Genomic DNA, 23,401 nt, shown 5'->3' on the forward strand with positions numbered 1-23,401 from the left:
GCGGAGCGGGGACCGGGAATGAATTGCGTCCGCTCTGTCTAGCTGTCGTTCGTGTTCATATCGCCGCCATCCATGTCCATATCTCCGTCCATCCCACCGTCTCCCTGGATGAAACGTTCCCTGTAGAACATCGCCAGGTCCTTATCGAAGTCTTCAAACGTGATGATGTCCCCGTCGCCGTATGCGTCGAACTCCTCGACGAACGCCTCGGCGTCGCCCCGGTCGGCAAACGGCGTCGGGTTCCGCATCATGACGTCGTCGACGTGGTCGGGGTCGGTCACGCGGACGAAGTACGCATCGGACGCCCGGAGGAGATCGCCGGTCTCGAAGCCGGTAACCCACGCGGCTTCGAGGTCAGCGTCGGGGCCGCCGAACCGGTCAGTGTAGGCGGTGTACGCCGCCAGACAGCCGGACGTATCGAAAAACGCGCGATCTCCGTTCGTATGAGCGAGTTGTGCGTTCCACTTTGGGTACTCCGCCGGCATCATGTTGCAGACGGGACAGGAGACGTCCTCGGGGAACGCGACTGGTTTGCCCAGGTTGGCCTCGCCGTTCGAGTCCCCCGTCTCCTCGTTTCGGTCGTCGGTGCCCCTATCGGACCCGTCTTCGGTTCCGTTGCCGCCGTCGTCGGCTGGGGCGTCGCCGTTGCCGGTGCACCCTGCCACGCCGACGAGGAGTCCGACCCCCGTCGCCGCGAGCACGTCGCGTCGCGTCGACACCGTGCGGTCTGTGTCTACCATACATGTAGCTATGAACGCCCCAAAAAAAGACGATCTGGTGCGTTCGTGCAACGAACCACGGTCGAGTCGTCGTCGCGGCCGGGGAGATCCAGGCGTCGGCTTGGGCCCGTCGTTTACTGTCTCTACATCCCGTGTCGCGCGACTGCACGACAGCAACGCACAAGCCCCTGGCGCTCACAGATCACCTGTGTCGATCGAACTGCGCCGTCACGTCAACGCGCTCGTCTCCGACTTCGCCGCGGAGTACGGCGAGGTCGACCTCGTCCGCCGACGCGTCGAGTGCGATCCGGCCGAGCACGACGCAGTCGTCGCCTCTTTCGACTCGTTCGGCGTCGTCGGCGGTGCCGGAGTGTGGATCGTGTGGGACGGGGCGGTGCTGTTGGCCAGATACGAGCGCGCCGACGGCTGGATCGAACCCGGCGCGGGGCGGCGCCCCGGCGAGTCCTACACCGAATGTGCGAAACGCGGCGTCCGGGAGACGGCCGGGACCGAGGTCGCGATCGAGCGGCTCGCGCAGGTGCAACTCGTCTATCTCGACGACCCGACGGGCCGGCCGCCGGTCCCGAGCCCGTACGTCGCGTTCAGGGGATCGATCGCCAGCGGTGCACCGGTTCCGGACGCGGACGCCGCGGCGACGGACACGATCGGGTCGGGGCCGAACCCGGGGACGGACGGCGGCCAGACGCCGGGGGGCGAACCCACAGCTGTTGGAAGGCCATCCGTGGCACCCGACGGAACGCCCGTGGCGCTCCGGTGGGCCGAGGAACCGCCCGAGGAACTGGCCTACGACCAGCTCTCGGAGCTCCCGCTCGACGGGCGGGACGGACAACGGATGTAAATTAGGCGTCGTGTCGCCCCGGAAAAGCGAGCCCGCTACGGTTCCGTCTCGAAATCGTCGAGCGCGTAGGTCGGCTCCGCACCGCGACGATCGAGCGTCTCGTTGGCGAGCAGCCAGTAGACGACGCTGAGCGCTTTCCGACCCTTGTTGTTCGTTGGGATCACGAGGTCGACGTTCGACGTCGTGTTGTTCGAGTCGCACATCGCGATGACCGGGATGCCGACGGTGATCGCTTCCTTGACCGCCTGTGAGTCACCGATCGGGTCGGTGACGACCACGACGTCGGGTTCGATGTAGCCGTCGTAGTCGGGGTTGGTGAGCGTCCCGGGGATGAATCGTCCGGTGCGCGCTCGTGCGCCGACCGCTTCGGCGAACTTCTCGGCCGGGAATCGGCCGTACTGTCGCGAGGACGCGACCAGGATCTGCTCCGGGTTGTAGTTCGCGAGGAACGACGCCGCCGTCCGGATTCGTCGATCGGTCTGGGAGACGTCCAACACGTACAGCCCGTCCGTCCGCACCCGGTGGATGAACCGGTTCATCGACTTCGTCTTCTGTTGGGTCCCGATGTGGACACCGGCCGCGAGGTAGTCCTCGACCGGGATGAGGAGGTCTGCCTCGTCGTCGGGCATGACGTCCTCGTCGAGGACCGGTTCCTCGTCGACCGCGTCCTCGGGATCGGATCCCGTTTCCGTTTCAGCCGCGTCGGCCGCCTCGCTGGCGTCGTCGTCGGCGGGCGTTTCGTCCGCTGTGGGGTTGGCTTCCGAGTCTTCGAGTTCCCCGTCGAGCTCGTCTTCGAGCTCCTCGAGTTCCTCGTCGAGTTCGGAGGCGTCGTATCCCTCTTCGTTATCGCTCATGCGTTTGCCTCGATTCTTATGAGTTCGTTCAGCTTTGCAGTTCGCTCGCCGCCGACCGTTCCCGTCTTGATAAACGGGGCGTCGGTCGCCACAGCGAGGTGTGCGATGGTCGTGTCTTCGGTCTCGCCGCTGCGATGGGAGACGACCGGATCGTAGCCGTTTCGGACCGCCAACTCGATCGCATCGAAGGTGTCCGACAGCGTCCCGATCTGGTTCGGCTTGATGAGGATACTGTTGGCCGCGTTCGATTCGATCCCGCGCGCCAACCGCTCGGTGTTCGTCACGAACAGGTCGTCACCGCAAATAAGCGTCCGCGATCCGACTCGCTCGGTCAGTTCGGCGAACCCGTCGTAGTCGTCCTCATCGAGGGGGTCCTCCACGTAGACGAGCCCGTACTCGTCGACCAACTCGGCGATGTAGTCGACCTGCTCGTCGGGCGTCTTCGACTCGTCGCCGTAGTGGTAGGCGCCGTCCTCGTAGAGTTCGGCACCGGCCACGTCGAGGCCGAATCCGATCTCGAAGCCGACCTCGTCAGCGACCGACTCGACTGCTTCCCCCATGATCTCGAACGCCGTTGCATCGTCGATCGACGGAGCCCACGCGCCCTCGTCGCCCTTCGCGGCCGAAACGCCGCGGTCGGCGAGGATGTCGCTCACTTCGCCGTGGACCTGCGCGTTCGCGAAGACGGCGTCAGCGACCGACGGCGCACCGACGGGAGCCGCGAGGAACTCCTGGATGTGGGTCGAGTCGGCGGCGTGTTCGCCGCCGCCGATGACGTTTCCGAGCGGGACCGGGAAGTCGCGGCCCCGGAACGCCCCGCCAAGATGCTGATACAGCGGCGCACCGAGCACGTCGGCCGCGGCCTTCGCGGCGGCCATCGAGATCGCGACCGCGCTGTTCGCGCCGATCTCCGAGAAGTCGTCGGTCCCGTCGGCCGCGCGAAGCGCGCTATCCACGCCGCGTTGGTCGCCGGCGTACACCTGTCCTTCGAGCCGCGGCACGGCGATCTCACGCGCCGTCGCGATCGATTCCACCGCCGGCCGCTCGATCGCCTCGTACTCGCCGGTCGACGCTCCCGATGGTGCGGCGGCGCGTCCGAAGCCGCCGCTTTCGGTCCGAACTTCCGCCTCGACAGTCGGGTTGCCACGACTGTCGAGGATCCGTCGCAGTCGCACCTCGGTGATGAGCGTCATGTCTCGCCTCGGCGAACGGTAAACGGGAGCACGTCCGCGTCGTACTCCTCCGCGGCGACGAGGATCGGCTCCGTCTGATTGGTCTCGATGAGTACCGGCGCGCCGTAGGACACCTGCAGGGCTCGCGCCCCGAGAATCCGTGCCTTCTCGTATCGGTTTGTTCCTCTCATTGGTATGGGGAGACGATGTCGACGAGATCCTTGTGCGAGACGAGCATTCGACGACAGCAGGCCCTATCGACGCCGAGTTCGTCGAGAACTTCCGCTGGGTCCTCGTCTCCCTCGCGCGTGCGTTCTTTGAACTCCTTCCAGTGCTCGCCGACGACGTTACCACACGTGAAACACCGTACCGGTACCATCATGCGTGTATCACCTCAGCGGTAGGATTTCTGGTAGCGTGCCCGTGCGCCGGGGCCGCCCCACTTCTTCGATTCGGACTGGCGCACGTCGTTGACGAGCAACGACCGGTCGAAGGACATGAACGTGTCCCGGAGTTCGGGGTCGTTCGTGTACTCGACGAGACCGCGAGCGATCGCCGTTCGGGCGGCATCGGCCTGTCCGGCAAAGCCGCCGCCGGAGACGGTGACGTCGATGTCGATACTATCACGGAGTTCATCGTCCGCGATGCGGAACGGTTCGAGCATCTTCAGCCGCGCCTGCTCGGGTCCGACGAGCTCGACCGGTTCGGCGTTGATCCGAACGCGGCCCGTCCCCTCCGAAACCGTCGCACGGGCGACCGCCGTCTTCTTCTTTCCAGATGTGTTTGTTACCATGTGACGTTAGCACCCAGTTTCTCGCCGATCTCGCCGAGCGAGATGAATTTGATGTTCGACAGTCGGTCGAGGGACGTTCCGTCGAGGACGGTCGGTTCGATGTCCCCGTCATCGTAGGGGTTGCCAAGATAGATCCGAACGTTCTCGAAGGCCTCTCGCCCTCGCGTCGTCTTGTACGGCAGCATTCCGCGGACGGCCCGCTTGAACAGCCGATCCGGCCGGCGGGGGTAGTGCGGTCCGCGGTCGGAACCGACCGCATCGCGTTTTCGGTACACCGACATGACGTCCTCCTCGCTGCCGGTGATGACTGCCCCCTCTGCGTTGATCACCGCGACTCGCTCGCCATCGAGCGCGAGCTCGGCAATCTGGGATGCGGTACGGCCGAGGATACAGTTGCGGGCGTCGATGACGACGTCCGCGTCGAATTCCGCGTAACTCATCGGATCACCCGCACGTTGGAACCGTCGGGGTTGTTTTCGAGTGCCTGTTCGAGTTCGATTGCTTCGCCTACCTGTTCTATCTTCGTCTGGGCTGTCGACGAGAAGTCGACGGCTGCGATGGTGACCCCCTTTTGGAGTGCACCGGACCCGAGCACCTTGCCGGGCACGATCACGGTTTCGTCTTCCTGTGCGTACCGCTCGATGCGGCCCAGGTTGACTTCCGCGTGCGTGCGCCGTGGCTTTTCGAGGCGCTCGGCGACATCGCTCCAGACCTCGCCACCGCCGTTGCGGGCGGTCGACTTCAGGTCGGCGATGAGGCTGGTTAGCCTCGGGTTCGTCTTGCTACTCATCGTTATTGCTCCTGAGAAATGGATGCAGGGAGCAGGATTTGAACCTGCGGACCTCTACAGGACAGCGCCCTGAACGCTGCGCCGTTGGCCTGACTTGGCTATCCCTGCGTGCAGTGATGTGTTTTGCATCCCCACTAAAGCCCTTTTCGATCGTTTCGGTGGCCGAGCGCGCGGCTGTGCCGCCGTTCGGGTCCGAATCGATCGTCGTGTGTTTGGGGTGTGGGGATGTCATCGTACGCTGTGTTACAACCGGACCGCGTCTTCGAGTTCGTCCGCCCGGAGCCGAAGCGTCTCGACCGCTTTCAGGACGAGGTCGTCTACGGACATCGAGCCGTCGGTTTCGACGTCGAAGATGAACGCGTTCGGCACGCCCTCGACGGTGACCTCCTTGCCGGGGTATCGCTGACTGAGATCGTTGTCGAAGGCCTCCGCCTCGACGAGTTCGCCGTCCTCCTCGATGACGCCCCGGATGATCTCGGCCTTGTCGTCCTCGAAGTCGCCCTTCTCGCCGTGGACGTCGATCCGTTGGAGGTGCCGGTAGCCGACGGCCACACCACCTTGGTGTTTGGCGTGATCTTTCCCGTAGCCGAGCTGTGCGTCGGCTTCGAGTTCGAGTCGCTGTCCCTCCTTGAGATCGATGATCGGGACGTTCTCGTCGGCCGGCTGTACCTGCTCGTCGCTGGAGACGAGGTCGCCGGAGTACGCCGTCGCCGGCCCCTCGACGTCGATCGCCAGTGTGACGAGGTCGTCGGGTCGGTAGTCGTCCGGCGTCGTCAGCGGCACCAGACCGAGTCGAAGCGCGATCTGCTCGTCGAACATCACCGATGAGTTCTCGATGACCCGGACGGAATCGATCGAGAGCGTGGGCACGTCCGCGATCATCGCTCGGCGAATGCCGTTGGCGAACGCGGGTGTCACGCCCCGAACGAGGAACTTCGCGCTCCGTTCGTTGCGCTCTATGAACGTTACCTCATACTGGTCAGTCATGTTAGAACCCGGCGTTTTTCGGGGCCCGTGTACCGTCGTGCGGGGTCGGTGTCACGTCCTCGATACGGCCGATCTCGAGGCCGGCGCGAGCCAGCGCTCGGATCGTCGCCTGCGCGCCCGGTCCGGGGTTCTTCTGCAGGTTCCCGCCGGGACCGCGGACACGGACGTGGACGCCGTCGATACCGGCGTCTTGGACTTCGCCGGCGACGACCTCCGCCATCTGCATCGCCGCGTACGGCGACGCTTCGTCTCGGTTCTGTTTCACGACGGTGCCGCCGGACGATTTGACGATCGTCTCGGCGCCGGTCAGGTCTGTTACGGTGATGATCGTGTTGTTGAACGAGGCATAGACGTGTGCGATGCCCCAGGTGGTTTCGTCTGCCATTGTTATTGTCCCTCCGCGCGTTCGGGGTGGAGATCGTCGGCGAGCGGGCTCGTCTCGTCGAACTCGATGAGGTCCTCCTCGGCGACCTCGATCTTGTACGACGGTGCGCCCACGCGAGCGCCGTCGACGGTGATGTGTCCGTGGACGATGAACTGCCGCGCCTGCTTTGGCGTGTTGCCGAGACCGTTCCGATACGCGACCGTCTGCAGTCGCCGTTCGAGAATGTCCGTCTCGTCGAGCGAGAGGACATCGTCGAGGCTGTCGCCATCGTCGAGGACGCCGATACGCTTCAGCCGCGAGAGGAACTCCTGTCCCGCGTCCTCGGCGGCCTCGGTGTCACCCTGCGCCTCACCGATGAGGCGTCGAGCCTCGCGACGGTAATCGCGCAGTTCCGACTGCGCTCGCCACAGTTCCTCTTTGTTGGCGAGTCCGTACCGAGAGAGGAGATCGCCCTCCTCGGCGATTCGCTCGCCCTGGAACGGGTGGTTCGGCGTCTCGTAGAACTTGGTGTTCTTTCCGAGCGCCATTATTCGTCCTCGGCCTCCTCGGCCTGCTCTTCTTTGATCGCCTCGATGTTGACGCCGATCGTCCCTTCAGTTCGACCGGTGGATTTGGTTCGCTGTCCGCGGACCTTCTGGCCGCGCTGGTGACGAACACCCTTGTAGGAGTCGATCATCTGCATGCGGTTGATGTCCTGTCGGCGGCTCATCTGGAGATCGTTGCCAGTTTCGTGGGTGGTCTCACCCGTGAAGAAGTCCCGCTGGTGGTTCGTGAGCCACTCGGGGACTTCGTCGGCGTATCCCTCGACGAGATCGACGATATCGTCGATCTTCTCCTCGTCGAGCGCGCCGAGTACGTCGCGGCGATCGACGTCTGCCTTGTTTGCGATGATGCGAGCGACGCGTCGACCGATACCGTTCATGTCGGTCAATGCCCGCTCGACGCTTTTCGTCCCGTCGAGATCGGTCCGGCCGATTCGGACGAAGTACTGGATGTCTTCGCCGTCGTCGTCCGCGTTGGGTTCTTCGGTGCTCATGTGTGGTTGGGTTAGCGTCGTGGCGGGGATTTGAACCCCGGAGGCTTGCGCCACAGAGTTAGCAACCCTGCGCCTTGGGCCAGGCTTGGCTACCACGACTCGCGTTCGCGTATCCTCGCCCTTCCGGACTCGGGGCCGGCGCCCCTACATCTATTGCAACCGTCGATACCCGACCCCGGTACTTAAACTGTACGAAAGTCCCGCACCCGTGTCACCCGGCCACGTAGCCACGATACTCGTTCAGCGGTATCATCCGTCCCGATCGGGTAACCCACCGCGCGCCTTGATCTCGAGGATGTTCCGCACGTTTCGGTGAATCTCCTCGGGGGTCGCTTCCTCACCGGGATCGTACAGGTCAGAGACCCGATAGAGGATCATCGCGAGCTGTTCGCGCTCCGAGTTTTCCCCGCGGACGTCCTCGGCGACCGACCGAACCAGGGCGGCGGTTTCGGGATCCGGCTCGATCTCGGCGTCCGCCTCACCCGTCATCGGCCGGCGTCAGACGCCATGCGACGCTTGACGATTCCCTGCATGTCGGTCGTCGTCTCCGCGAACTCGCGGAAGGAGTCGGCGGTGCCACCGTCGTCTTCGAGGACGATCGGGCGACCGGTGTCGCCGCCCTCCCGAACCGCCGGATCGAGCGGGAGTCGGCCCAAGAACGGCATGTCGACCTCCTCGGCGAACGCCTCCCCGCCGCCGCTACCGAAGATGTCGTGCTCGCCGCCGCAGTCCGGACAGACAAACCCAGACATGTTCTCGACGATGCCCAACACGGGCGTCTCGTGCTCGCCGAACATCTGGAGGCCCTTCCGGGCGTCGTCCAGCGCGACCTCCTGCGGCGTCGTGACGATGACCGCACCGGAGACAGGAACGGACTGCAGGAGCGTCAACTGCGTGTCACCGGTCCCCGGCGGGAGATCGACGACCATGTAGTCGAGCGCTCCCCACTCGACGTCCTCCCACAGCTGTGTCAACACCTTGTGAACCATCGGTCCCCGCCAGATGACCGGGTCGTCCTCACCGAGGAGGAAGTCCATGCTCATGAGCTTCATGCCGTGTTTCTCCGGCGGGATGATCGTCTCCTCTTTCGTCGCCTTCGGTCGGCCGCCGGCTTCGACCATCCGGGGGACGTTCGGCCCGTACACGTCCGCGTCGAACAGACCGACGCGAGCGCCCATCGCCGAGAGGCCGGCCGCGAGGTTCACCGCGACGGTCGATTTCCCCACGCCGCCCTTGCCGGACGCCACCGCGATGATGTTCTCGACGTCGGGGAGGATCTGTTCGTCGGACGCGAGTCCGGTGTCGACGCTCGCCGAGAGTTCGATCTCAAGTCCCGTCTCCGAGAGCGCGTCCCGAACGCTCCCGGCGAGAGCCGTCTCAGCGGGTGAGTACGGCGCGCCGAGCGCCAGGTCGATGGTGACCGTCCCGTCGTCGATGCGTACGTCATTGATCAAGCCGAGCGACACGATATCGTCGCCAAGCGCGGGATCCTCGATCCCCGACAGTCGGTCGAGAATCTCCTGTTCGTCCATAGGTTGGGTAGGGTCGCAACCGCCGATAAGGATTGTGACCCTCCACGGCCGATTCGGGGCCGACCCGGGTGTGCGTAACCAAAAACAGTTGCAGAAATCCGGTTTACGTCGTCGATTTTAAGCACCTCCACCCGAACCCCCGAATATGCTCGAAGACGGGTTCGGTCGCGAGGTCTCCGGCGTCAGGATCTCGCTCACCGACCGGTGTAATTTCGATTGCGTCTACTGCCACAACGAAGGGCTGGGTGACACGCGTGGGCCGATGGAACCGGCCGACGGTGAGATGTCGACAGAGGATGTCGTCCGCTTTCTGGAGGTCGCCGCCGAGTTCGGCGTCGAGAAGGCGAAGTTCACCGGCGGGGAACCGATGCTCCGTGACGATCTCGAGGAGATCGTGCGACGAACCCCCGACGGGATCGAAACGTCGCTGACGACGAACGGGACCTTCCTCCCCGAGCGCGCCGAGGCGCTCGTCGACGCAGGGCTCGAACGCGTCAACGTCTCTCAGGACGCGCTCTCGCCGAAGGCGTTCCGCGAGGTCACGAAGAGCGCCGCCTACGACGACGTGCTCGCCGGCATCGACGCCGCGCTCGAGGCCGGGCTGACGCCGGTGAAACTCAACATGGTCGTCTTCGAACAGACCGCGGGATACGTCCCCGAGATGGTCGATCACGTCGCCGAAAACGAGGGGCTCCAGCTCCAACTCATCGAGTACATGCCCGAACTCGCCGGTCGTCCGGAGTGGGCGATCGAGATCGACCGCGTCCACGAGTGGCTCGAAGAGCAGGCGGATCGAATCGAGCGCCGCGAGATGCACGGTCGACGCCGGTACTACGTCGGCGAGGACGATCCGGCGCTGCCGGGCGGCATGGTCGAGATCGTCGACCCCGTCGGGAATCCCGATTTCTGCGCCAACTGCCACCGCGTCCGCGTCACGCACGAGGGGTATCTCAAGGGCTGTCTCAACCGTAACGACGACCTCAAGAGCATGGGGGAGATGACGAGAGCGGAGATCCGCGAGGCGTTCGAAGCGACCGTCGACGAGCGCGTCCCGTACTACGGCGAGTACATGGTCCGCGACGAGGACGGCGAATGGACGTTCAACGAGAAGTACCTCGACGCGGTCGAGGTCTGACTGGCGGTCGAACGCATCACTCGTAGGTCAGAGTGTAGCCGCCGTCCCAGAGTAGATCGCCGCCGTTGAGGTGTTTGCCGTGTCTCGAAAAGCCGAACACGAAGAGGTTCGCGACCTCGACGGGCGTCATCAGCTCTGTGGTTCTGGCCTGTCCGAGCATCACGTTCTCGACGACCTCTCGCTCCGTGATCCCGCGCTCTCGGGCCGTGTCCTCGATCTGGTTGGCCATCAGGGGAGTCAGCACGTAGCCGGCGCTGACGGAAAAGCTCCGGAGGGTTCCCTCACCCTCGGCCGCGATCGCACGCGTCAATCCGTTCAAGCCGTGTTTCGCGGTGATGTAGGCCGCCTTATCTTTCGTCGCGTATCGGCCGTGAATCGACGACATATTCGCGATCGCGCCGACGCCGTCGTCGGTCCCGCGGATGTGCGGCATGGCGAACTTCGCGGTGATAAACGGCGCTCGGAGCATCACGTCCAGCAGGCGATCGTACTGTTCGGCTGGAAAATCGGGGATGGAGGCGATGTGTTGCATCCCAGCGATGTTGGCGACGTATCGGAGATCGCCGGCGTCGGCCGCGGTGTCGACCATCGCCTGCACCTCGACGTCGTCAGTGAGGTCCGTCGTGATCGGCTGCAGGTCCCCTTTGACCCCCAGTTCCGACGCGCGGTTGACCGTCTCGTCGAGCCCAGCGTCGTCGATATCCGCCCCGACGACCGTGAGCCCGTTCGTGGCGAGCGCGAGCGCCGTTGCCCGCCCGATCCCCGATGCTGCGCCGGTGACGATGGCTACGGTTTCGGTGTGAAACCGGGAGTCGTTCGGACGCAACACGTCGTCGATCGTCAACTCCGGTGCGGTCAGTTCGGGCTCGGCGTCGGCGCTCATACGTGGTGTGTATGCCCCCGGGGATACAAAACCTTACAACAGTCCGCCTCAGTCGTCGGCTACTGCCGGTGATCCGAGATCCGCCAGCGCCCACGTCACGATTCTCGCTTCGACGAGATCGCGTTCTTCGACGAGCGGATCGCCGGCGTGGTGTCGTTCGAGGACGTCCTCGGCATCTCTAACGGCGTCCCGTTCGATCGGTCGTTGGTCCGGTTCCGATCGGTTCGCGTTCACGAACGCCTCGAAATCCTCGCGAAGCACGAACGACGCCCTCCCGGCGTTGCATCGAGGCAGCGGACTCATCCCCGTTTCGAGGACGAGATCCCGGACGGTTTCCCAGTCGTCCCGACAGAAGTACAGCGACACCGACCCCTCGATGTCGCGCCAGGCGATCGGGTCGGCGTGTTTCAGCAGTTGGATCGTCCGCGGGGGGATCTCGATCCAGTGGGCCGTCTCGGGGTGCCCACAGAGACAGCACGGCTTCTCCGTCCGCCCGGTGTACATGGTTCACTGTAGGGGGATCGGACGCTTGGATGTATCGTCCTCGGCAGTTTCGACGCTGACGACGGGATGGTTATTTACCGGCGGACGACCTACCGAATCCCATGTCGAACGCCCAACAACAGGTCGAAGCAGCCTGCCCGGTCGTCGAGTCGATGGAACAGATCGGCTCGAAGTGGCGGCTGCTCGTCCTCCACGACCTTCAGGACGGTGAAAAGCGGTTCAACGAGATCAAACGGTCGACGAACGCCAACTCGCGGACGCTCTCGCGCGTGCTCGACGATCTCGGAGAAACCGGATTCGTCGAACGCCGCCTGGAGGAGGACGCTCCCGTCGCGACGTACTACTCGCTCACTCCGAAGGGGCGGTCGCTCTGTCCGGTGTTCGACGAGATTGAGGCGTGGGCCGACAGCTGGCTCGACGGATTGTGAGCGGAAAGACGTCTCAACCGTGTCGCTCGGGGTAGGCCGACGCCAACAGCGCCGGATCGTCGAGCAACCGCGTTCTGACCGGGTCGATTACGTCCGAAATAGCCGCGGAGGCGGCGGGTTTGAGATCCGCCGGGTGGAGTTCGCCGGAGACGAAGTCGTCCTCCAGCGCATCGTAGTCATCGTAGACGAGGTCGCCGCCGTACTCCTCGGGTCGCTCGATGACGAACTGCTGGTCGCGCTCGCCGAAGATCGGGAACACGAGGTAGCGGAGGTACTCGAGGACGCCGTTCTCTTCGGTCTCTCCTGCCGGACAGTACGCGCCGTTTATTTTGTCCGCAACGTCGTCGTCGTCGTCGGTGAGGTTGATCTTCGACCCGGCCTCGGAGGCCGACATCTTCCCGCCCGAGAGCCCGGACAGAAGCGGCGCGAACACGCAGGTCGGTTTGTCGTAGCCATGGGCCGGTAGCTGTTCGCGCGCGAGCATGTAGATCCCGCGTTGGTCGATGCCGCCGTACGCGATGTCGGCATCGAGGGCGGCGACGTCGAGCGCTTGCATCAGCGTGTAAACCAGGCCGCCGAGCTTCGGGTTATCAGACTGGCGGACGACCTCGCTGCCGGCGCGCTGAGCGCGAGAGAGCGTTGTCTCGGCCAACATTCGGTAGAGGTCCAAGGTGTACGGCTCCTCGAGTTGGAACTCCGTGCCACGGACGAACGAGACGCCCTCCGGATCGCCGCCCGCTGCGGCGATCATCGACTCGATAGCCGTCTGATAGTAGTCGGATCGGGCGTCCAACAGTCCGAACGGACTCTTCGCGTCGTCGAGATGCGCGTGGAGATCGGCGACGAGCACCGTCACGTCGATCCCGGCGTCGATGAAGTCGGCCAGCTTTCGCATCGTGGTGAAGTGGCCGATGTGCATCTCGCCGGTCGGCGCGTAGCCGATGTAGGCGGTCGGCTCGGTCTCCCCCTCGAACAGCGCCGCTACCTCGGCTTCCTCGATAACCTCCTGTGTGAACCGCGTAACCAGCTCGGTCCGTTCGGCCGTGTCCATGGGCGTCGTTCCGCGAGACGGCCGATAAAACGTTCGGGTGGTCGGACTGCTGTAGCGTGTTCACACGGGACATATAGTGAACGATCCCGTAACCCGACCGTTACCGGGTAACCCCTATGTTGCCGAAGTGATATAACGGTTCCAATGCGTACCTGATTGTGTGATGTTACTAAATCTGCGTTCCGAACGCATCAATTCGAAGACGACCCCATTGACGGAGGTGCGATAATGTTCGAAACCGCGGGAGCCGATGTCGCGTTCCTGCTGGCCAGAGTGCTCTTCGGCGGCGTTCTGGCGTTCATGGGACTCAATCACTTCACGAGCGTGGAGCCGATGGTTGGCTACGCGGAGTTCAAGGGACTGCCGGCCCCGACGCTTTCGGTCCTCGGAAGCGGCGGACTGCTCGTCTTCGGTGGCCTCTCGGTGATTACGGGGATCGTTCCCTCGGTCGGGGCAGGCGCGCTCGCCCTGTTCCTGCTCGCTTCCGCGGTCACGATGCATGACTTCTGGAACGCCGAGGGCGAGGACGCACAGAACGAGATGACCTCGTTCTTGAAGAACGTCTTCGGGGCCGGCGGTGCGTTGGCGTTTCTCGCGCTCGCCGGAGTAGCGTGGCCGTACGCGCTCAACGTCGGGCTGTAGGCGCGTCGCTTCGGGCCATCGGTGGGCTCAGCTGCTCTATCACCGATGAACGAACGAGTAGCTATAATACGGTTGGTGGTAGAGATCTAGCCATGACTCACACGTGTAGACACTGCAAACGGACGTTTACGAACGAACTTCAGTACGAACTGCATCGCGACGTCTGCTCGTCCGAAGCGCTCATCTGCGAACGCTGCGGCGAACAGTTCCCCGAGCGGCGGGCCACTCGCGACGGCTGGCATTATCGCTGCCCGAACGACGACTGTGACGGTGCGGGACTCGGAGACGACCTCCACTCGGTAGGCGATTTCAGCGTCGCGTCGCGCGCCCGGTAACGCGGGGTTCGCTACACGCACACTCCTCGCCCGGCATAGCTTTTTGTCTTCACCCGCCGTCGCCCCGCCATGGAGTACACCACGCTGGGTTCGACCGGCATCAACGTCTCGCGGATCTGTCTCGGCTGTATGAGCTTCGGCGACCCCGACTGGCGCGAGTGGGTTCGAGGCGAGGAGTTCGGCCACGAACTCGTCGAGCGCGCGCTCGATCTCGGGATCAACTTCTTCGACACCGCCAACATGTACTCGCGCGGCGAGAGCGAGCGGATCCTCGGCGACGCGCTCGAGGGGCACCGCGAGGAGGCCGTGGTCGCGACCAAGCTGTTCTTCCGAATGCGCGACGACGACCCGAACTCCGGCGGGCTCTCACGGAAGACCGTCGAACAGGAACTGGACGCCTCGCTCGACCGCCTCGGGATGGACGCCGTCGATCTCTACCAGATCCACCGCTGGGACTACAAGACGCCGACCGAGACGACGCTCCGGGCGATGACCGACGTCGTCCGTCGCGGGCAGGCCCGACACATCGGTGCCTCCTCGATGTGGGCCCACCAGCTCGCCGAGTCGCTCAGCGCGAGCGACGAGTTCGGACTCGAGCGGTTCGCGACGATGCAGAACCACTACAACCTCGTCTACCGCGAGGAAGAGCGGGAAATGCTCCCGCTCTGTGAGCGCGAGGGGCTCGGCGTGATCCCGTGGAGTCCGATGGCGCGCGGGTATCTCACCCGTCCCCACGACGAGTACATGTCAACCAAACGTGGCGAAACGGACGAACTCGCCCACGGCCACCCGTACGCCGAAAACGGCGGCGAGGAGATCAACGAACGCGTCGGCGAGCTCGCGGCCAACGAGGGCGTGTCGATGGCACAGATCGCCCTCGCGTGGCTTTTGCACAAAGAGTGGGTTGACGCTCCGATCATCGGGGCCTCGAAGATCGAGCACCTCGAGGACGCCGTTGAAGCGCTCGAAATCGATCTCTCAGAGACCGACCTCGAGTACCTCGAGGAGCCGTACGAGCCGGTACCGATCTCGGGACACGAGTGACGCGGTTCGGGGTTCGCCCGGCACACGACAGCCGTCACTCGTCTCGAAACGCAGCGGTCGCCGTCCGAAGCGTCTCGAATTCGTCTTCGCTGTAGGCGATGAATCGGACGTCGGACAGCGACGACGGTTCGAAGTCATCGATCACCTCGCCGATGAGTCTGGCACCCACTTCGAGATCGAACCCCGCCACGCCACAGCCCAGCGCCGGGATCACGAGCGACCGACAGCCGCGTTCGTCGGCCGCCGCGAGCGCGTTTCCAGTTGCGTCCCGAATGCTCTCGGCGGTCGCTTGCCCGTCTCCGTAGTGCGGCATGGCCGCGGCGTGAATCACGTAGTTGGCATCCAGAGCGTACGCGTCGGTGACGGCGACGTCACCGAGCTCGACCGGTCCCTTCGCGGTCGCCTCCTCGTTGAGTCCTCGCCCACCGACGCGGCGAAGCGCGCCGGCGACGCCCGAACCCATCCGGAGGCTGGTTCCCGCGGCGTTCACGAGCGAATCGGCGGATTGTTCGGCGATGTCACCTCGAGCGACGGTGAACTCCATGCCGAAAATAACGGCCGCTTCGAGATTAAACCATGTCTTTCGATAGCAAGAACCATCGGGCTCACGGACACGGCCTACTATATACGTCGCGCCCGGAGTCCCCACCGATGGACGACGCCAACGGCGATCGAACGACCATGAGTTCGTTCGGTGACGATCTCACGCCGGCGATCCGACGCGTCGGCTCGGACCAGCCCTCGGGTCATCAGCCCCCAGATACTGAGACGCTAACCGGCGATCCACAGCGACTCGATCCCGCCGTACAAGGCGTCTGGGCGATCCAATCTGCCATCTCTGCCGCCGTTTTGGGCGTCATCGCCACGGTCGTGTTTTCCGTTACGGCTCCCGGCGGCGCGTGGGTCGGCGGCGTCGTGTTCGCCGTCGCGTTCGTGCTGGGAATCGTCTTCGCCACGCTCAAGTACCGGATCTGGATGTACCAGGTACGCGCCGATTCGCTGTTTCTGCGTCGCGGGGTTCTCACCCGTGTCACGACGGTCGCACCGTACGTCCGGATCCAACACGTCGACACCCGTCGCGGACCGCTCGAACGCGCCTTCGGCCTCGCGACGACCGTCGTCTACACGGCGGGCTCTCGGGGTGCCGACGTCTCAATTCCGGGGTTGACACCCGAACGAGCCGACGACCTCCAGACTCGGCTGAAACACCTCGCGATCGCCGCCGAGGGTGACGACGCAGTCTGATGAAGCTCGATTCGTTGTCGATCCCCGTCCGGGCGGGCGAATCGGTCGTTCGACTGGCGTGGATCCTCGTGTTCGCCCTCATCGGATCGCCGACGTTCGGCGGCGTATCCGGCTTCGTGACCGTCGTCGTCGGTGGGTTCGTGATCGCGCTGGCCTACCAACTCGTCTACTACCAGCGGTTCGACTACGAACTCACAGAGGAGACGCTCGACATCGCCTCCGGCGTGATCTCGCGGCGGAATCGGGAGATTCCGATCGGGCGCGTCCAGAACGTCGACATTAGCCGCAACGTCGTCCAGCGCGCCCTCGGCGTCGCGCAGATCAATCTCGAAACGGCCGGCGGATCGTCCACCGAGGCCTCCCTCCGATACGTCAGCTTCGAGGAGGCCAAGCGGCTGCAGTCGGAGATCGGCCGGCTGAAACGGGGCGACGCGTCCGAGACGATGACCGAACCGTCCCCTGAACGTGAACTGTTCGCCGTCACGCGAAAGGAGCTCGTCCTCCTCGGGATCATCGGCATCGATCTCCGACTGCTGTCGATCGTGACGGTCGTCCTCCCAGTCATCTCGCCGTCGCTTCGCGAGCGGTTCGGCGATCCGCTCGTCGGACTCGCGGTGACGGCTCCGCTCGCCGCCGCCGCGATCGTCGCGCTCGCTGCGCTCGTGAGCGGCGTTCTCGCCCTCACGAACTACTACGGCTTCCGGCTCGCGAGGCGAAACGACGAACTCCTCTACGAACGCGGACTGTTCCAGCGGTTCAGCGGGACGATCCCGCTCGAAAAGGTACAGACGCTGACGGTCTCGGAGAACGTCATCGCCCGAGCGTTGGGGTACGCCTCGCTCGCGGTCGAAACAGCCGGCTACGCGCCGAGCGACGAGGGATCGCAGTCGGCCGTCCCGCTCGCGGACCGACGTCGCGTCTTCGATCTCGCGAGGTCGATCGAGTCCTTCGACGACATCTCGTTCGAACGGCCGCCCAAGCGCGCGAGGGAGCGGTACATCGTCCGGTACGGGATCGTCGCGTCGCTCGCGATCGCGGTGTCGTTCGCGGCCGATCGGTACACCGGGCTCACCTTCGCGTGGTACGTCACGCTCGCACTCCTCCCGCTTGCGGTGGTCGCCGCACACCTCAAGTGGGTGAATCTCGGCTACGACGTGCAGTCCGAGTACGTCGTCCTCCGCGAGGGGTTTTGGACCCGGACGATCACCGTCGTTCCCTACTATCGGGTGCAGACCGTGTTGGACTCTCAGACAATCTTCCAGCGCGGGCGACGGCTCTCGTCGCTCGTAGTCGACACGGCCGGTTCCAGCGGGATCACGAACCGACAACCGCGGGCGCTCGACGTCGACGACGACCGCGCTGCGGAGCTTCGTGAAACCGTCGCCGACCGGCTTCAAGAGACGGTCCGCCGCCGCCGAAGCCAACGCCGCAAGGAACGGCTACGCTCGATCGAAGCCGAACTCCACGAGACGTCCGGGGAGCCGGTCTGAATCTCACACGGGTGAACCGACCATCGCCGGCCGCGAAGCGGATGCTTAACACGGCTCGACGCCAACGCCAGGTATGGAATACGCAGGCGCGGTGTTGGATCTCGACGGGACGGTCTATCGCGGCGAGGAACTACTCTCCGGCGTCGCCGAGACGATCGAAACGTTTCGAGCGGCCGACGTTCAACCGCTCTTCTTTTCCAATAACCCGACGAAGTCGAGAGCTGCGTACGTCGAACGGCTCAGCGGACTCGGCATCGAAGCCGAGCCGGACGAGGTGCTCTCCGCCGGAACGGTGACAACCCGATTTCTTGCCGCCGAACACGGTGGCGATTCGGCGTTCCTGATCGGCGATCCGGGGCTCGAAGCGCAGTTCGACGACGCCGGCGTCGACCTCGTCGGCGACGCGACCAACGCCGACGTGCTGGTGGTCTCGTGGACTCGCGACTTCGGCTACGGCGACATGCTGGCCGGCTATCGGGCACTCGACGCCGGAGCGACGTTCTACGGGACGGACCCAGATCTGGTGATCCCCACCACCGGCGGAATGGTTCCCGGCTCCGGGGCGATGATCAACGCCGTCGGCGGCACGATGGAGCGTGCGCCAGAAAAAATTCTCGGCAAACCGTCCGACGAGGCGCGGCTCGCGGCGCTCGATGCGCTTGAGTTGGCTCCCGAGCGTTGCTTCGTCGTCGGTGACCGATTGAACACGGACATCGAACTCGGCGAACGGGCCGGGATGACGACCGTGCTCGTCCGAACGGGCGTCACGACCGACGCGGACCTCGCAGAGAGCGATGTCATGCCCGACCACGTCGTCGACTCGCTCGCGGACGTGCCGGGCGTGCTCGGTATCGACAGCGCCTGAGAGCGGCCTCAGATGACGCCCATCTCCGTGAGCCGCTCGGGGAGGTACGTGTCGGTCACGAAATCCAGTCCGCGCGATGCGAGCGCCTGCTGTTCGGCCTTCTTACCGATTTCCAGTTGTAGCTCGATCTGTTCGGTCCAGTAGTCGTCCCGAAACCGCGGGTCGTCCAGTTCGCTCTCGAGAGCGTTGATGTCCGAGTCGCTGAGCGGGTCGGTCGGCAGATCGTAGGTGACGATGTCCTCCGGCTGGATGCCGATGTACTTGGCCGTCGGTGTCGCCAAGTACTCTGAGAGGTGCGCCGATTTGATCGAGCCGTACGCGACCGACGCGTAGATCCGATACGACCACGGGTCGCCGTCACAGAAGACCACGACGGGGAGGTCGAGTTCGTCGTTGAGCCGGCGCGTGATCCGGCGGGTCGCCCGCGCGGGCTGTCCCTTGAGGTGGACGACGATGACGCTGTACTCCTCGTCGAACCCGTTCTCGACCAGCCGGTCGCGCATCCCGCCGGTCTCGACGCATAGGACGAAATCGGCGTCGTGATCGAGGAATTCGATCGTGTCCGGGTTGTTCGGGATCTGGTAGCCGCCCTCGCCGACGTCCTCTTGACAGTGGATCTCGCGTTCGCCCCGTCGGGTCTGTTCGCGGAGATACAGCGGCCCCATGATAGTCGCGCCGGACTCCTCGGGCCGCATGTGGAAGTCCTCGCGGGTGACCTCACTCACTATCTCGAGGTCCTCGACGAGCTGGTTCGACTCGTCCTGATCGGAGAACTGCGCGCGTTCCTCGTCCCACGACTCGGAGAGGTAGTACAGCTCCCGAAGCGTCGAGGAGCGATCCTGGTCGAGCTGTTCGGCGAGGAAGTCGATCGTGTAGATCGCCTTCAGGAGCTTCTGTGCGCCCCGAACGCTGTTGGCCGACCGGGTCGAGGTCCGATCGCCGTACACCCAGACATCCTTGTCCTCGTCGAAGACGATGTTGCTCTTCGTCCGGGTCGGGATCTCCATTGCCGGGACGTTCCCCGCTGCGAACTGGTCGTAGAACTCGCCGGCGAGGTCGATGAGTCGGTCGCGGGCGAGTTCGTCCGTCGCGTCTGAATCTGAATCGGTGCTCATATTATGCGTTGAGTGTGAGTTTTTCGGCTTCGATACCGTCGACGGAGACGTCGAACTCCGCGTCGGGGTCGGTCTCGTATTCGAGCGTCGCGGTGTCGCCGCTCTCGACGTCTGGCGACCACTTCAGGAACCACTCGCCGTCCATCTCGACGACGGTCGCGTCCGCCGGTTCGCCGGGGTCAGCGGAGACGATCTCCGTCACGTCCGGCGAGACGTTCGTCCCGCCGAAGTTGTGAATCGACAGCCGAACCGTCGAGTCCTCGACCGTCCGCTCGACGAGGACGTTGTTCATGATCCGCGCCAGCGAATCGCCGACGTTGAGCGGTTCCCGGCCAGTCACCTCCGAGAGCTTCTCGGCCATTTCCGGGAGGATATCGGCGATGACGTTCTGCTTGCGCCGGCGCTTTTCGAGCGACCGCTGCTTCTTGAGGTGCGACTGGAGCGTCCGGCCGGCCTCCTGCAGCGCGAGACGGAGTTCGTCCTCGATCTCGGGGATGTTCGCGACAGCGTCCTTCGATTCGCTGGTGAACGGAACGCTCGTCGAGGCGACGTGAACCATGATCACGGCCGGGCCGTTCGGCATTCCGCTTCCCCCCGGCTGATCCAGCCCGTAGTTCCGCCAGTTGACGTTCTTCAACACGTCGACGGTCGCGCAGGCGCCGCGCTGGTAGACGAGCGGAACGCGGTTCGCGAACCGAAGGACCTCGGCGCCTCCCTCGGCTTCGATCTCGCCGCCGTAGGCGATCCCGACCTCGACGACGAACGGGTCCCCGCCGTGGACGGCGGCGTCGCGGGTCACTGACGTGTAAAAATCGGCCCCGTACTCCTTTTTCAGTCCGGCGAGGACGAGCTCTTCGGAGATCGGCGCGAGACAGTCCGTCGGCGGCGCGAGGATGTCCGTCTCGCGCATCGCGTCGAGGAGTCGAGCCGCAGTGTCGCGATCGTCCGCGGTCCGTTTCACCTTCGGCGGATCGTCCGGCACGGTCACAGCGCGGTCCCAGACCGCTCCGACGACGTTCTCGCGCGCCGTCTCCCCGAACGTCGCGTCGTCGTACTCCTCTGTGGCCTCGGCGGCCCGATCGACGAACTCTCGAAGTCGGTCGCGAGTCACGCGGTTCCGAACGTCCTCTTGCTCGTCGAACTTGTCGGCCAACCGGCGCGCGAGCCCCTCGACGGCCGCGTCGTCCTTTCGGCTCGTCGTCGCCTCGTCGACGAGTCGATAACAGTCGGCGGCCCGATCGGCGACGATCTCATTCCACGCGGCGTCGATCGCGTTCTCCCGCACGGTCGCTCCGAACGTCTCGTCGAACTCGGCTTCCACCTCGTCGGCGAGTTCGATCACCGAGTCGACGAGTTCGGCGTGGGCAATCCGCTCTCGGCCGTCGAGCGCGTCCGCGAGCCGCTCGGCGATGGCGGTCGTTGCCGACGCGCTCTTGTTCACCACGGCATCTGAGACGGCGGCTTCGACGTCGGCGTCGTCGCGTGTTCGCGGCGGCTGCCACGCGATTTCGCGGCCGAACTGTCTATCCCGGAAGTTGTCGAGGACGCTCGTCGCGGTCTTCGCGCCAACGCGGGTGAACTCCTCCTGGAGGAACCCCGAGAGCGAGTACGACTCCGTCCCGTCGAGCATCTTCAACAGCGTGCCGAGTTCGACCCCGTGCGGGTGCGGCCGGATCTCCTCGGTTTCGGGCGGCAGTTCGTCCGTCGCCCGCTCGAATTTGAACGAGTCGTTCGGCTCGTGGAACTCGACTCTGGCGTGCGGGTTGACGACGGCCGTGTATTTGATGTAGTTGTGGAGCTGCCGTCTGGCCCGCATGTTGCCCTCCATCTCCACCTCGATTCTCGTCCCGTGTGGGCGCTCCCACGTCGCGTCCGACTCGACCTCGATTTCGGGCTCGTTCGTGTCCGTGTCGATCGTGAGCTCGAAGTAGCGGGCCCCGCCGCCGTTTTCGGTTTTCGACGTGATCTTCGCCGGCTTGCCGGAGGTGAGCTGTGAGTACAGGACGGCGGCCGAAATTCCGATCCCCTGCTGGCCGCGGGTCTGCGCGCGGGTGTGGAAGCGCGAGCCGTACAACAGCTTCCCGAACACCTTGGGCACCTGCTCTTTCGTGATTCCGGGACCGTTGTCCTCGACGACGAGCCGGTAGTATCCGCCGACCTCCTCGATTTCGACGTAGATGTCCGGGAGGATGCCGGCCTCTTCGGTTGCGTCGAGGGCGTTGTCAACGGCCTCTTTGACCGCGGTGACGAGCGCTTTCGCACCGCTGTCGAAGCCGAGCATCTGCTTGTTCTTCTCGAAGAACTCGGCGATGGAGATGGAGCGTTGGCTCTCGGCGAGCTCCTCGGCGACGGAGTCACCGCCGCCCTCCCCGAGTTGCGACTGAAACGAAGTCATCTACCGGGAGCTAAACCCCCCGGAACGTAAAACCCCGTCGGGACCGGGGTGAAAGTAAACGGCGCGCGCTGCGAGTCACGTACTCGGGGGAAACGGCACTACAACAATAATCTCCCACCGACCGTGGTATATACACTCGTGATCGGGACCGTTCTAATCGCGGGGATCTTCCCCGTGATCCTCGCCGTCGCCGGACTTTTCGCCGCTCGGATCGGCCAATCCGTGATCCCGGCCTACATCCTCGTCGGCACCCTGGTCGGTACGTTCACGCCGCCAGTCGGCGGCATGTCGTTCACCCTCACCGATTCGATAGAATCCGTCCGGCTGTTGGCTGACCTCGGCGTCGTTCTGTTGTTGTTCTTCGTCGGACTCGAACTGAGTCTGGCGTCGCTGATCCGGAAGCGGTCGCAGTTCGCTCGTGCCGGATCTATCGACGTTCTGGCCAGCTTTCCGCTCGGGATCCTCCTCAAATTCGGCTTCGGGTTCGAACGTCTCGAATCGCTGTTCGTCGGACTTATCACGTTCAACTCCTCTACGGTCATCATCGCGAAATCGCTCCTCTATCTGGAGTGGATCGTCAATCTCGAGAGCGAGGCGATCCTCGGGGTCGTGGTCATCGAGAATGTCCTCACGGCGGCCGTCTTCACGGTGTTGTCGGCTGTCTTGTTGGGTGCTGCCGACGTCGCGACGCTCGGCCGCACTCTCGGGCAGGCAGCCGTCGTCCCCGCGCTCTTGACCCTCCTCGCGTACTACGGTTGGCAGTGGTTGGACCGAGCCTTCGACATCCGTTCGAACGAACTGTTCTTGCTCGGCGTCCTCGGCGTGACGGCGCTCCCTGCTGGGGGGTGACTCGCCTTGCGTGTTAGCGACGCGATCGTCGCCTTCATCGTCGGTGCGGCGTTCGGACAGACGTCACACGTCAGACGTATCGAGACGTTGATCGCGCTGGTTCGGGACATCTTCGCGGCTGTGTTCTGCTCTGCCATCGGGTCACAGACCGATCCGCGTCTCGTGGTGTCGGTCGTCGAGTCCGTCCTCTCACCGGTCATCACGGTTCTGGAGTGGACGACCTCGTGGGTGAATTCGCTACTGAACGCCGACAGCGAGATCGAATGGACGTACCTCGAGTAGGGCCCCGGCGG

General features: G+C 64.5%; 31 protein-coding genes and 2 tRNA genes. 11 read left to right on the plus strand and 22 right to left on the minus strand.

Annotated features, from left to right (window positions below):
- Positions 1-38: 38 nt before the first annotated feature.
- Positions 39-740, minus strand: coding sequence for a nitrous oxide reductase accessory protein NosL (locus DM868_RS01250; protein WP_137275047.1), 702 nt, complete (start codon positions 738-740; stop codon positions 39-41).
- Positions 741-927: 187 nt separating this feature from the next.
- Between DM868_RS01250 and DM868_RS01255 the strand changes: the two genes are divergently transcribed.
- Complete coding sequence (locus DM868_RS01255; RefSeq protein ID WP_137275048.1) at positions 928-1,578, plus strand: NUDIX domain-containing protein; 651 nt, start codon at positions 928-930, stop codon at positions 1,576-1,578.
- 35 nt (positions 1,579-1,613) lie between these two features.
- On the opposite strand, the gene rpsB is transcribed toward DM868_RS01255, so the two are convergent.
- The 15 genes from rpsB to DM868_RS01330 form a co-directional block, all read right to left on the minus strand.
- A complete protein-coding gene (gene rpsB, locus DM868_RS01260; protein WP_137275049.1) occupies positions 1,614-2,432 on the minus strand; it encodes a 30S ribosomal protein S2 in 819 nt (272 codons plus the stop codon).
- The gene (eno, locus tag DM868_RS01265) at positions 2,429-3,625 is read right to left on the minus strand and encodes a phosphopyruvate hydratase (protein WP_137275050.1); all 1,197 of its coding nucleotides are present in this window, start codon (positions 3,623-3,625) and stop codon (positions 2,429-2,431) included. The genes rpsB and eno overlap by 4 nt, the downstream gene beginning before the upstream one ends.
- Positions 3,622-3,795, minus strand: coding sequence for a DNA-directed RNA polymerase subunit K (locus tag DM868_RS01270; RefSeq protein ID WP_137275051.1), 174 nt, complete (start codon positions 3,793-3,795; stop codon positions 3,622-3,624). Before DM868_RS01270 ends, eno begins: the two co-directional genes overlap by 4 nt.
- Positions 3,792-3,986 carry a DNA-directed RNA polymerase subunit N gene (locus tag DM868_RS01275; RefSeq protein WP_137275052.1) on the minus strand — a complete coding sequence of 65 codons (195 nt, stop codon included), beginning with the start codon at positions 3,984-3,986 and terminating at the stop codon, positions 3,792-3,794. Before DM868_RS01275 ends, DM868_RS01270 begins: the two co-directional genes overlap by 4 nt.
- Positions 3,987-3,998: 12 nt before the next feature.
- On the minus strand, positions 3,999-4,397 hold the full coding sequence (locus DM868_RS01280) for a 30S ribosomal protein S9 (protein ID WP_137275053.1): 399 nt from the start codon (positions 4,395-4,397) through the stop codon (positions 3,999-4,001).
- The gene (locus tag DM868_RS01285) at positions 4,391-4,837 is read right to left on the minus strand and encodes a 50S ribosomal protein L13 (RefSeq protein WP_137275054.1); all 447 of its coding nucleotides are present in this window, start codon (positions 4,835-4,837) and stop codon (positions 4,391-4,393) included. Before DM868_RS01285 ends, DM868_RS01280 begins: the two co-directional genes overlap by 7 nt.
- A complete protein-coding gene (locus DM868_RS01290; protein WP_137275055.1) occupies positions 4,834-5,187 on the minus strand; it encodes a 50S ribosomal protein L18e in 354 nt (117 codons plus the stop codon). Before DM868_RS01290 ends, DM868_RS01285 begins: the two co-directional genes overlap by 4 nt.
- A gap of 23 nt (positions 5,188-5,210) precedes the next feature.
- A tRNA-Leu gene (locus DM868_RS01295) sits at positions 5,211-5,295 on the minus strand.
- 135 nt (positions 5,296-5,430) lie between these two features.
- Positions 5,431-6,174 (minus strand): DNA-directed RNA polymerase subunit D, encoded by a 744-nt coding sequence (locus tag DM868_RS01300; RefSeq protein ID WP_137275056.1) that lies wholly within the window; start codon positions 6,172-6,174, stop codon positions 5,431-5,433.
- A 1-nt stretch (position 6,175) separates the two neighbouring features.
- Positions 6,176-6,559, minus strand: a complete 384-nt coding sequence (locus tag DM868_RS01305) for a 30S ribosomal protein S11 (protein ID WP_137275057.1) — start codon at positions 6,557-6,559, stop codon at positions 6,176-6,178.
- 2 nt (positions 6,560-6,561) lie between these two features.
- Entirely contained in the window at positions 6,562-7,086 is a 525-nt protein-coding gene (locus tag DM868_RS01310) for a 30S ribosomal protein S4 (RefSeq protein ID WP_137275058.1), read from the minus strand.
- Positions 7,086-7,595 carry a 30S ribosomal protein S13 gene (locus tag DM868_RS01315; RefSeq protein WP_137275059.1) on the minus strand — a complete coding sequence of 170 codons (510 nt, stop codon included), beginning with the start codon at positions 7,593-7,595 and terminating at the stop codon, positions 7,086-7,088. The genes DM868_RS01310 and DM868_RS01315 overlap by 1 nt, the downstream gene beginning before the upstream one ends.
- Before the next feature lie 15 nt (positions 7,596-7,610).
- Positions 7,611-7,694 (minus strand) — tRNA-Ser (locus DM868_RS01320).
- 150 nt (positions 7,695-7,844) lie between these two features.
- The gene (locus tag DM868_RS01325) at positions 7,845-8,084 is read right to left on the minus strand and encodes a hypothetical protein (RefSeq protein WP_137275060.1); all 240 of its coding nucleotides are present in this window, start codon (positions 8,082-8,084) and stop codon (positions 7,845-7,847) included.
- Entirely contained in the window at positions 8,081-9,127 is a 1,047-nt protein-coding gene (locus tag DM868_RS01330) for an Mrp/NBP35 family ATP-binding protein (protein ID WP_137275061.1), read from the minus strand. Before DM868_RS01330 ends, DM868_RS01325 begins: the two co-directional genes overlap by 4 nt.
- A 145-nt stretch (positions 9,128-9,272) precedes the next feature.
- Here DM868_RS01330 and moaA point away from each other — a divergent pair, with 145 nt between their 5' ends.
- Complete coding sequence (gene moaA, locus DM868_RS01335; RefSeq protein ID WP_137275062.1) at positions 9,273-10,262, plus strand: GTP 3',8-cyclase MoaA; 990 nt, start codon at positions 9,273-9,275, stop codon at positions 10,260-10,262.
- 16 nt (positions 10,263-10,278) lie between these two features.
- Here the strand turns inward: moaA and DM868_RS01340 are convergent, their stop codons facing one another.
- Positions 10,279-11,145 carry an SDR family oxidoreductase gene (locus tag DM868_RS01340; protein ID WP_137275063.1) on the minus strand — a complete coding sequence of 289 codons (867 nt, stop codon included), beginning with the start codon at positions 11,143-11,145 and terminating at the stop codon, positions 10,279-10,281.
- Positions 11,146-11,193: 48 nt separating this feature from the next.
- Entirely contained in the window at positions 11,194-11,649 is a 456-nt protein-coding gene (locus DM868_RS01345; RefSeq protein ID WP_137275064.1) for a hypothetical protein, read from the minus strand.
- Positions 11,650-11,750: 101 nt separating this feature from the next.
- Here DM868_RS01345 and DM868_RS01350 point away from each other — a divergent pair, with 101 nt between their 5' ends.
- The gene (locus tag DM868_RS01350; protein ID WP_137275065.1) at positions 11,751-12,077 is read left to right on the plus strand and encodes a winged helix-turn-helix transcriptional regulator; all 327 of its coding nucleotides are present in this window, start codon (positions 11,751-11,753) and stop codon (positions 12,075-12,077) included.
- Positions 12,078-12,090: 13 nt separating this feature from the next.
- Here the strand turns inward: DM868_RS01350 and DM868_RS01355 are convergent, their stop codons facing one another.
- Entirely contained in the window at positions 12,091-13,128 is a 1,038-nt protein-coding gene (locus DM868_RS01355; RefSeq protein WP_137275066.1) for a tyrosine--tRNA ligase, read from the minus strand.
- A 228-nt stretch (positions 13,129-13,356) separates the two neighbouring features.
- On the opposite strand from DM868_RS01355, the gene DM868_RS01360 reads away from it, so the two are divergent.
- The 3 genes from DM868_RS01360 (at position 13,357) to DM868_RS01370 (ending at position 15,149) form a co-directional block, all read left to right on the plus strand.
- Positions 13,357-13,770 (plus strand): DoxX family protein, encoded by a 414-nt coding sequence (locus DM868_RS01360; RefSeq protein WP_137275067.1) that lies wholly within the window; start codon positions 13,357-13,359, stop codon positions 13,768-13,770.
- Positions 13,771-13,862: 92 nt separating this feature from the next.
- On the plus strand, positions 13,863-14,105 hold the full coding sequence (locus DM868_RS01365; protein WP_137275068.1) for an HVO_2901 family zinc finger protein: 243 nt from the start codon (positions 13,863-13,865) through the stop codon (positions 14,103-14,105).
- Between the two features lie 69 nt (positions 14,106-14,174).
- Positions 14,175-15,149 carry an aldo/keto reductase gene (locus DM868_RS01370; protein ID WP_137275069.1) on the plus strand — a complete coding sequence of 325 codons (975 nt, stop codon included), beginning with the start codon at positions 14,175-14,177 and terminating at the stop codon, positions 15,147-15,149.
- 34 nt (positions 15,150-15,183) lie between these two features.
- Here DM868_RS01370 and DM868_RS01375 read toward each other — a convergent pair whose 3' ends face one another.
- Positions 15,184-15,693 (minus strand): macro domain-containing protein, encoded by a 510-nt coding sequence (locus DM868_RS01375; RefSeq protein ID WP_137275070.1) that lies wholly within the window; start codon positions 15,691-15,693, stop codon positions 15,184-15,186.
- Positions 15,694-15,830: 137 nt separating this feature from the next.
- Between DM868_RS01375 and DM868_RS01380 the strand changes: the two genes are divergently transcribed.
- The 3 genes from DM868_RS01380 (at position 15,831) to DM868_RS01390 (ending at position 18,749) form a co-directional block, all read left to right on the plus strand.
- Positions 15,831-16,394 (plus strand): PH domain-containing protein, encoded by a 564-nt coding sequence (locus DM868_RS01380; RefSeq protein ID WP_137275689.1) that lies wholly within the window; start codon positions 15,831-15,833, stop codon positions 16,392-16,394.
- Positions 16,394-17,884: a PH domain-containing protein gene (locus DM868_RS01385; protein ID WP_137275071.1), complete on the plus strand. Its 1,491-nt coding sequence runs from the start codon at positions 16,394-16,396 to the stop codon at positions 17,882-17,884. The genes DM868_RS01380 and DM868_RS01385 overlap by 1 nt, the downstream gene beginning before the upstream one ends.
- A gap of 73 nt (positions 17,885-17,957) precedes the next feature.
- Positions 17,958-18,749 (plus strand): HAD-IIA family hydrolase, encoded by a 792-nt coding sequence (locus tag DM868_RS01390; RefSeq protein ID WP_137275072.1) that lies wholly within the window; start codon positions 17,958-17,960, stop codon positions 18,747-18,749.
- 8 nt (positions 18,750-18,757) lie between these two features.
- Here DM868_RS01390 and DM868_RS01395 read toward each other — a convergent pair whose 3' ends face one another.
- Together DM868_RS01395 and DM868_RS01400 are read right to left on the minus strand one after the other, a co-directional pair.
- Entirely contained in the window at positions 18,758-19,864 is a 1,107-nt protein-coding gene (locus tag DM868_RS01395) for a DNA topoisomerase IV subunit A (protein WP_137275073.1), read from the minus strand.
- 1 nt (position 19,865) lies between these two features.
- Positions 19,866-22,259 (minus strand): DNA topoisomerase VI subunit B, encoded by a 2,394-nt coding sequence (locus tag DM868_RS01400; RefSeq protein ID WP_137275074.1) that lies wholly within the window; start codon positions 22,257-22,259, stop codon positions 19,866-19,868.
- 138 nt (positions 22,260-22,397) lie between these two features.
- Here DM868_RS01400 and DM868_RS01405 point away from each other — a divergent pair, with 138 nt between their 5' ends.
- Both DM868_RS01405 and DM868_RS01410 read left to right on the plus strand, forming a co-directional pair.
- Positions 22,398-23,108, plus strand: coding sequence for a cation:proton antiporter (locus tag DM868_RS01405; RefSeq protein ID WP_170964404.1), 711 nt, complete (start codon positions 22,398-22,400; stop codon positions 23,106-23,108).
- A gap of 6 nt (positions 23,109-23,114) precedes the next feature.
- Positions 23,115-23,390: a hypothetical protein gene (locus tag DM868_RS01410; protein WP_137275076.1), complete on the plus strand. Its 276-nt coding sequence runs from the start codon at positions 23,115-23,117 to the stop codon at positions 23,388-23,390.
- Positions 23,391-23,401: the final 11 nt, after the last annotated feature.

This window comes from Natronomonas salsuginis (assembly GCF_005239135.1).
Taxonomy (GTDB): domain Archaea; phylum Halobacteriota; class Halobacteria; order Halobacteriales; family Haloarculaceae; genus Natronomonas; species Natronomonas salsuginis.

Excerpts from the sequence above, each read along its gene's own strand:
- DM868_RS01385 (WP_137275071.1), top strand. The coding sequence starts at position 16,394 with ATGAAGCTCGATTCGTTGTCGATCCCCGTCCGGGCGGGCGAATCGGTC.
- DM868_RS01290 (WP_137275055.1), bottom strand. The coding sequence starts at position 5,187 with ATGAGTAGCAAGACGAACCCGAGGCTAACCAGCCTCATCGCCGACCTG.
- DM868_RS01300 (WP_137275056.1), bottom strand. The coding sequence starts at position 6,174 with ATGACTGACCAGTATGAGGTAACGTTCATAGAGCGCAACGAACGGAGC.
- DM868_RS01305 (WP_137275057.1), bottom strand. The coding sequence starts at position 6,559 with ATGGCAGACGAAACCACCTGGGGCATCGCACACGTCTATGCCTCGTTC.
- DM868_RS01250 (WP_137275047.1), bottom strand. The coding sequence starts at position 740 with ATGGTAGACACAGACCGCACGGTGTCGACGCGACGCGACGTGCTCGCG.
- DM868_RS01350 (WP_137275065.1), top strand. The coding sequence starts at position 11,751 with ATGTCGAACGCCCAACAACAGGTCGAAGCAGCCTGCCCGGTCGTCGAG.
- DM868_RS01315 (WP_137275059.1), bottom strand. The coding sequence starts at position 7,595 with ATGAGCACCGAAGAACCCAACGCGGACGACGACGGCGAAGACATCCAG.
- DM868_RS01275 (WP_137275052.1), bottom strand. The coding sequence starts at position 3,986 with ATGATGGTACCGGTACGGTGTTTCACGTGTGGTAACGTCGTCGGCGAG.
- DM868_RS01395 (WP_137275073.1), bottom strand. The coding sequence starts at position 19,864 with ATGAGCACCGATTCAGATTCAGACGCGACGGACGAACTCGCCCGCGAC.
- DM868_RS01285 (WP_137275054.1), bottom strand. The coding sequence starts at position 4,837 with ATGAGTTACGCGGAATTCGACGCGGACGTCGTCATCGACGCCCGCAAC.
- DM868_RS01400 (WP_137275074.1), bottom strand. The coding sequence starts at position 22,259 with ATGACTTCGTTTCAGTCGCAACTCGGGGAGGGCGGCGGTGACTCCGTC.
- DM868_RS01330 (WP_137275061.1), bottom strand. The coding sequence starts at position 9,127 with ATGGACGAACAGGAGATTCTCGACCGACTGTCGGGGATCGAGGATCCC.
- DM868_RS01365 (WP_137275068.1), top strand. The coding sequence starts at position 13,863 with ATGACTCACACGTGTAGACACTGCAAACGGACGTTTACGAACGAACTT.
- DM868_RS01270 (WP_137275051.1), bottom strand. The coding sequence starts at position 3,795 with ATGAGAGGAACAAACCGATACGAGAAGGCACGGATTCTCGGGGCGCGA.
- moaA (WP_137275062.1), top strand. The coding sequence starts at position 9,273 with ATGCTCGAAGACGGGTTCGGTCGCGAGGTCTCCGGCGTCAGGATCTCG.
- DM868_RS01375 (WP_137275070.1), bottom strand. The coding sequence starts at position 15,693 with ATGGAGTTCACCGTCGCTCGAGGTGACATCGCCGAACAATCCGCCGAT.
- DM868_RS01340 (WP_137275063.1), bottom strand. The coding sequence starts at position 11,145 with ATGAGCGCCGACGCCGAGCCCGAACTGACCGCACCGGAGTTGACGATC.
- eno (WP_137275050.1), bottom strand. The coding sequence starts at position 3,625 with ATGACGCTCATCACCGAGGTGCGACTGCGACGGATCCTCGACAGTCGT.
- DM868_RS01325 (WP_137275060.1), bottom strand. The coding sequence starts at position 8,084 with ATGACGGGTGAGGCGGACGCCGAGATCGAGCCGGATCCCGAAACCGCC.
- DM868_RS01345 (WP_137275064.1), bottom strand. The coding sequence starts at position 11,649 with ATGTACACCGGGCGGACGGAGAAGCCGTGCTGTCTCTGTGGGCACCCC.
- rpsB (WP_137275049.1), bottom strand. The coding sequence starts at position 2,432 with ATGAGCGATAACGAAGAGGGATACGACGCCTCCGAACTCGACGAGGAA.
- DM868_RS01370 (WP_137275069.1), top strand. The coding sequence starts at position 14,175 with ATGGAGTACACCACGCTGGGTTCGACCGGCATCAACGTCTCGCGGATC.
- DM868_RS01280 (WP_137275053.1), bottom strand. The coding sequence starts at position 4,397 with ATGGTAACAAACACATCTGGAAAGAAGAAGACGGCGGTCGCCCGTGCG.
- DM868_RS01355 (WP_137275066.1), bottom strand. The coding sequence starts at position 13,128 with ATGGACACGGCCGAACGGACCGAGCTGGTTACGCGGTTCACACAGGAG.
- DM868_RS01380 (WP_137275689.1), top strand. The coding sequence starts at position 15,831 with ATGAGTTCGTTCGGTGACGATCTCACGCCGGCGATCCGACGCGTCGGC.
- DM868_RS01390 (WP_137275072.1), top strand. The coding sequence starts at position 17,958 with ATGGAATACGCAGGCGCGGTGTTGGATCTCGACGGGACGGTCTATCGC.
- DM868_RS01360 (WP_137275067.1), top strand. The coding sequence starts at position 13,357 with ATGTTCGAAACCGCGGGAGCCGATGTCGCGTTCCTGCTGGCCAGAGTG.
- DM868_RS01310 (WP_137275058.1), bottom strand. The coding sequence starts at position 7,086 with ATGGCGCTCGGAAAGAACACCAAGTTCTACGAGACGCCGAACCACCCG.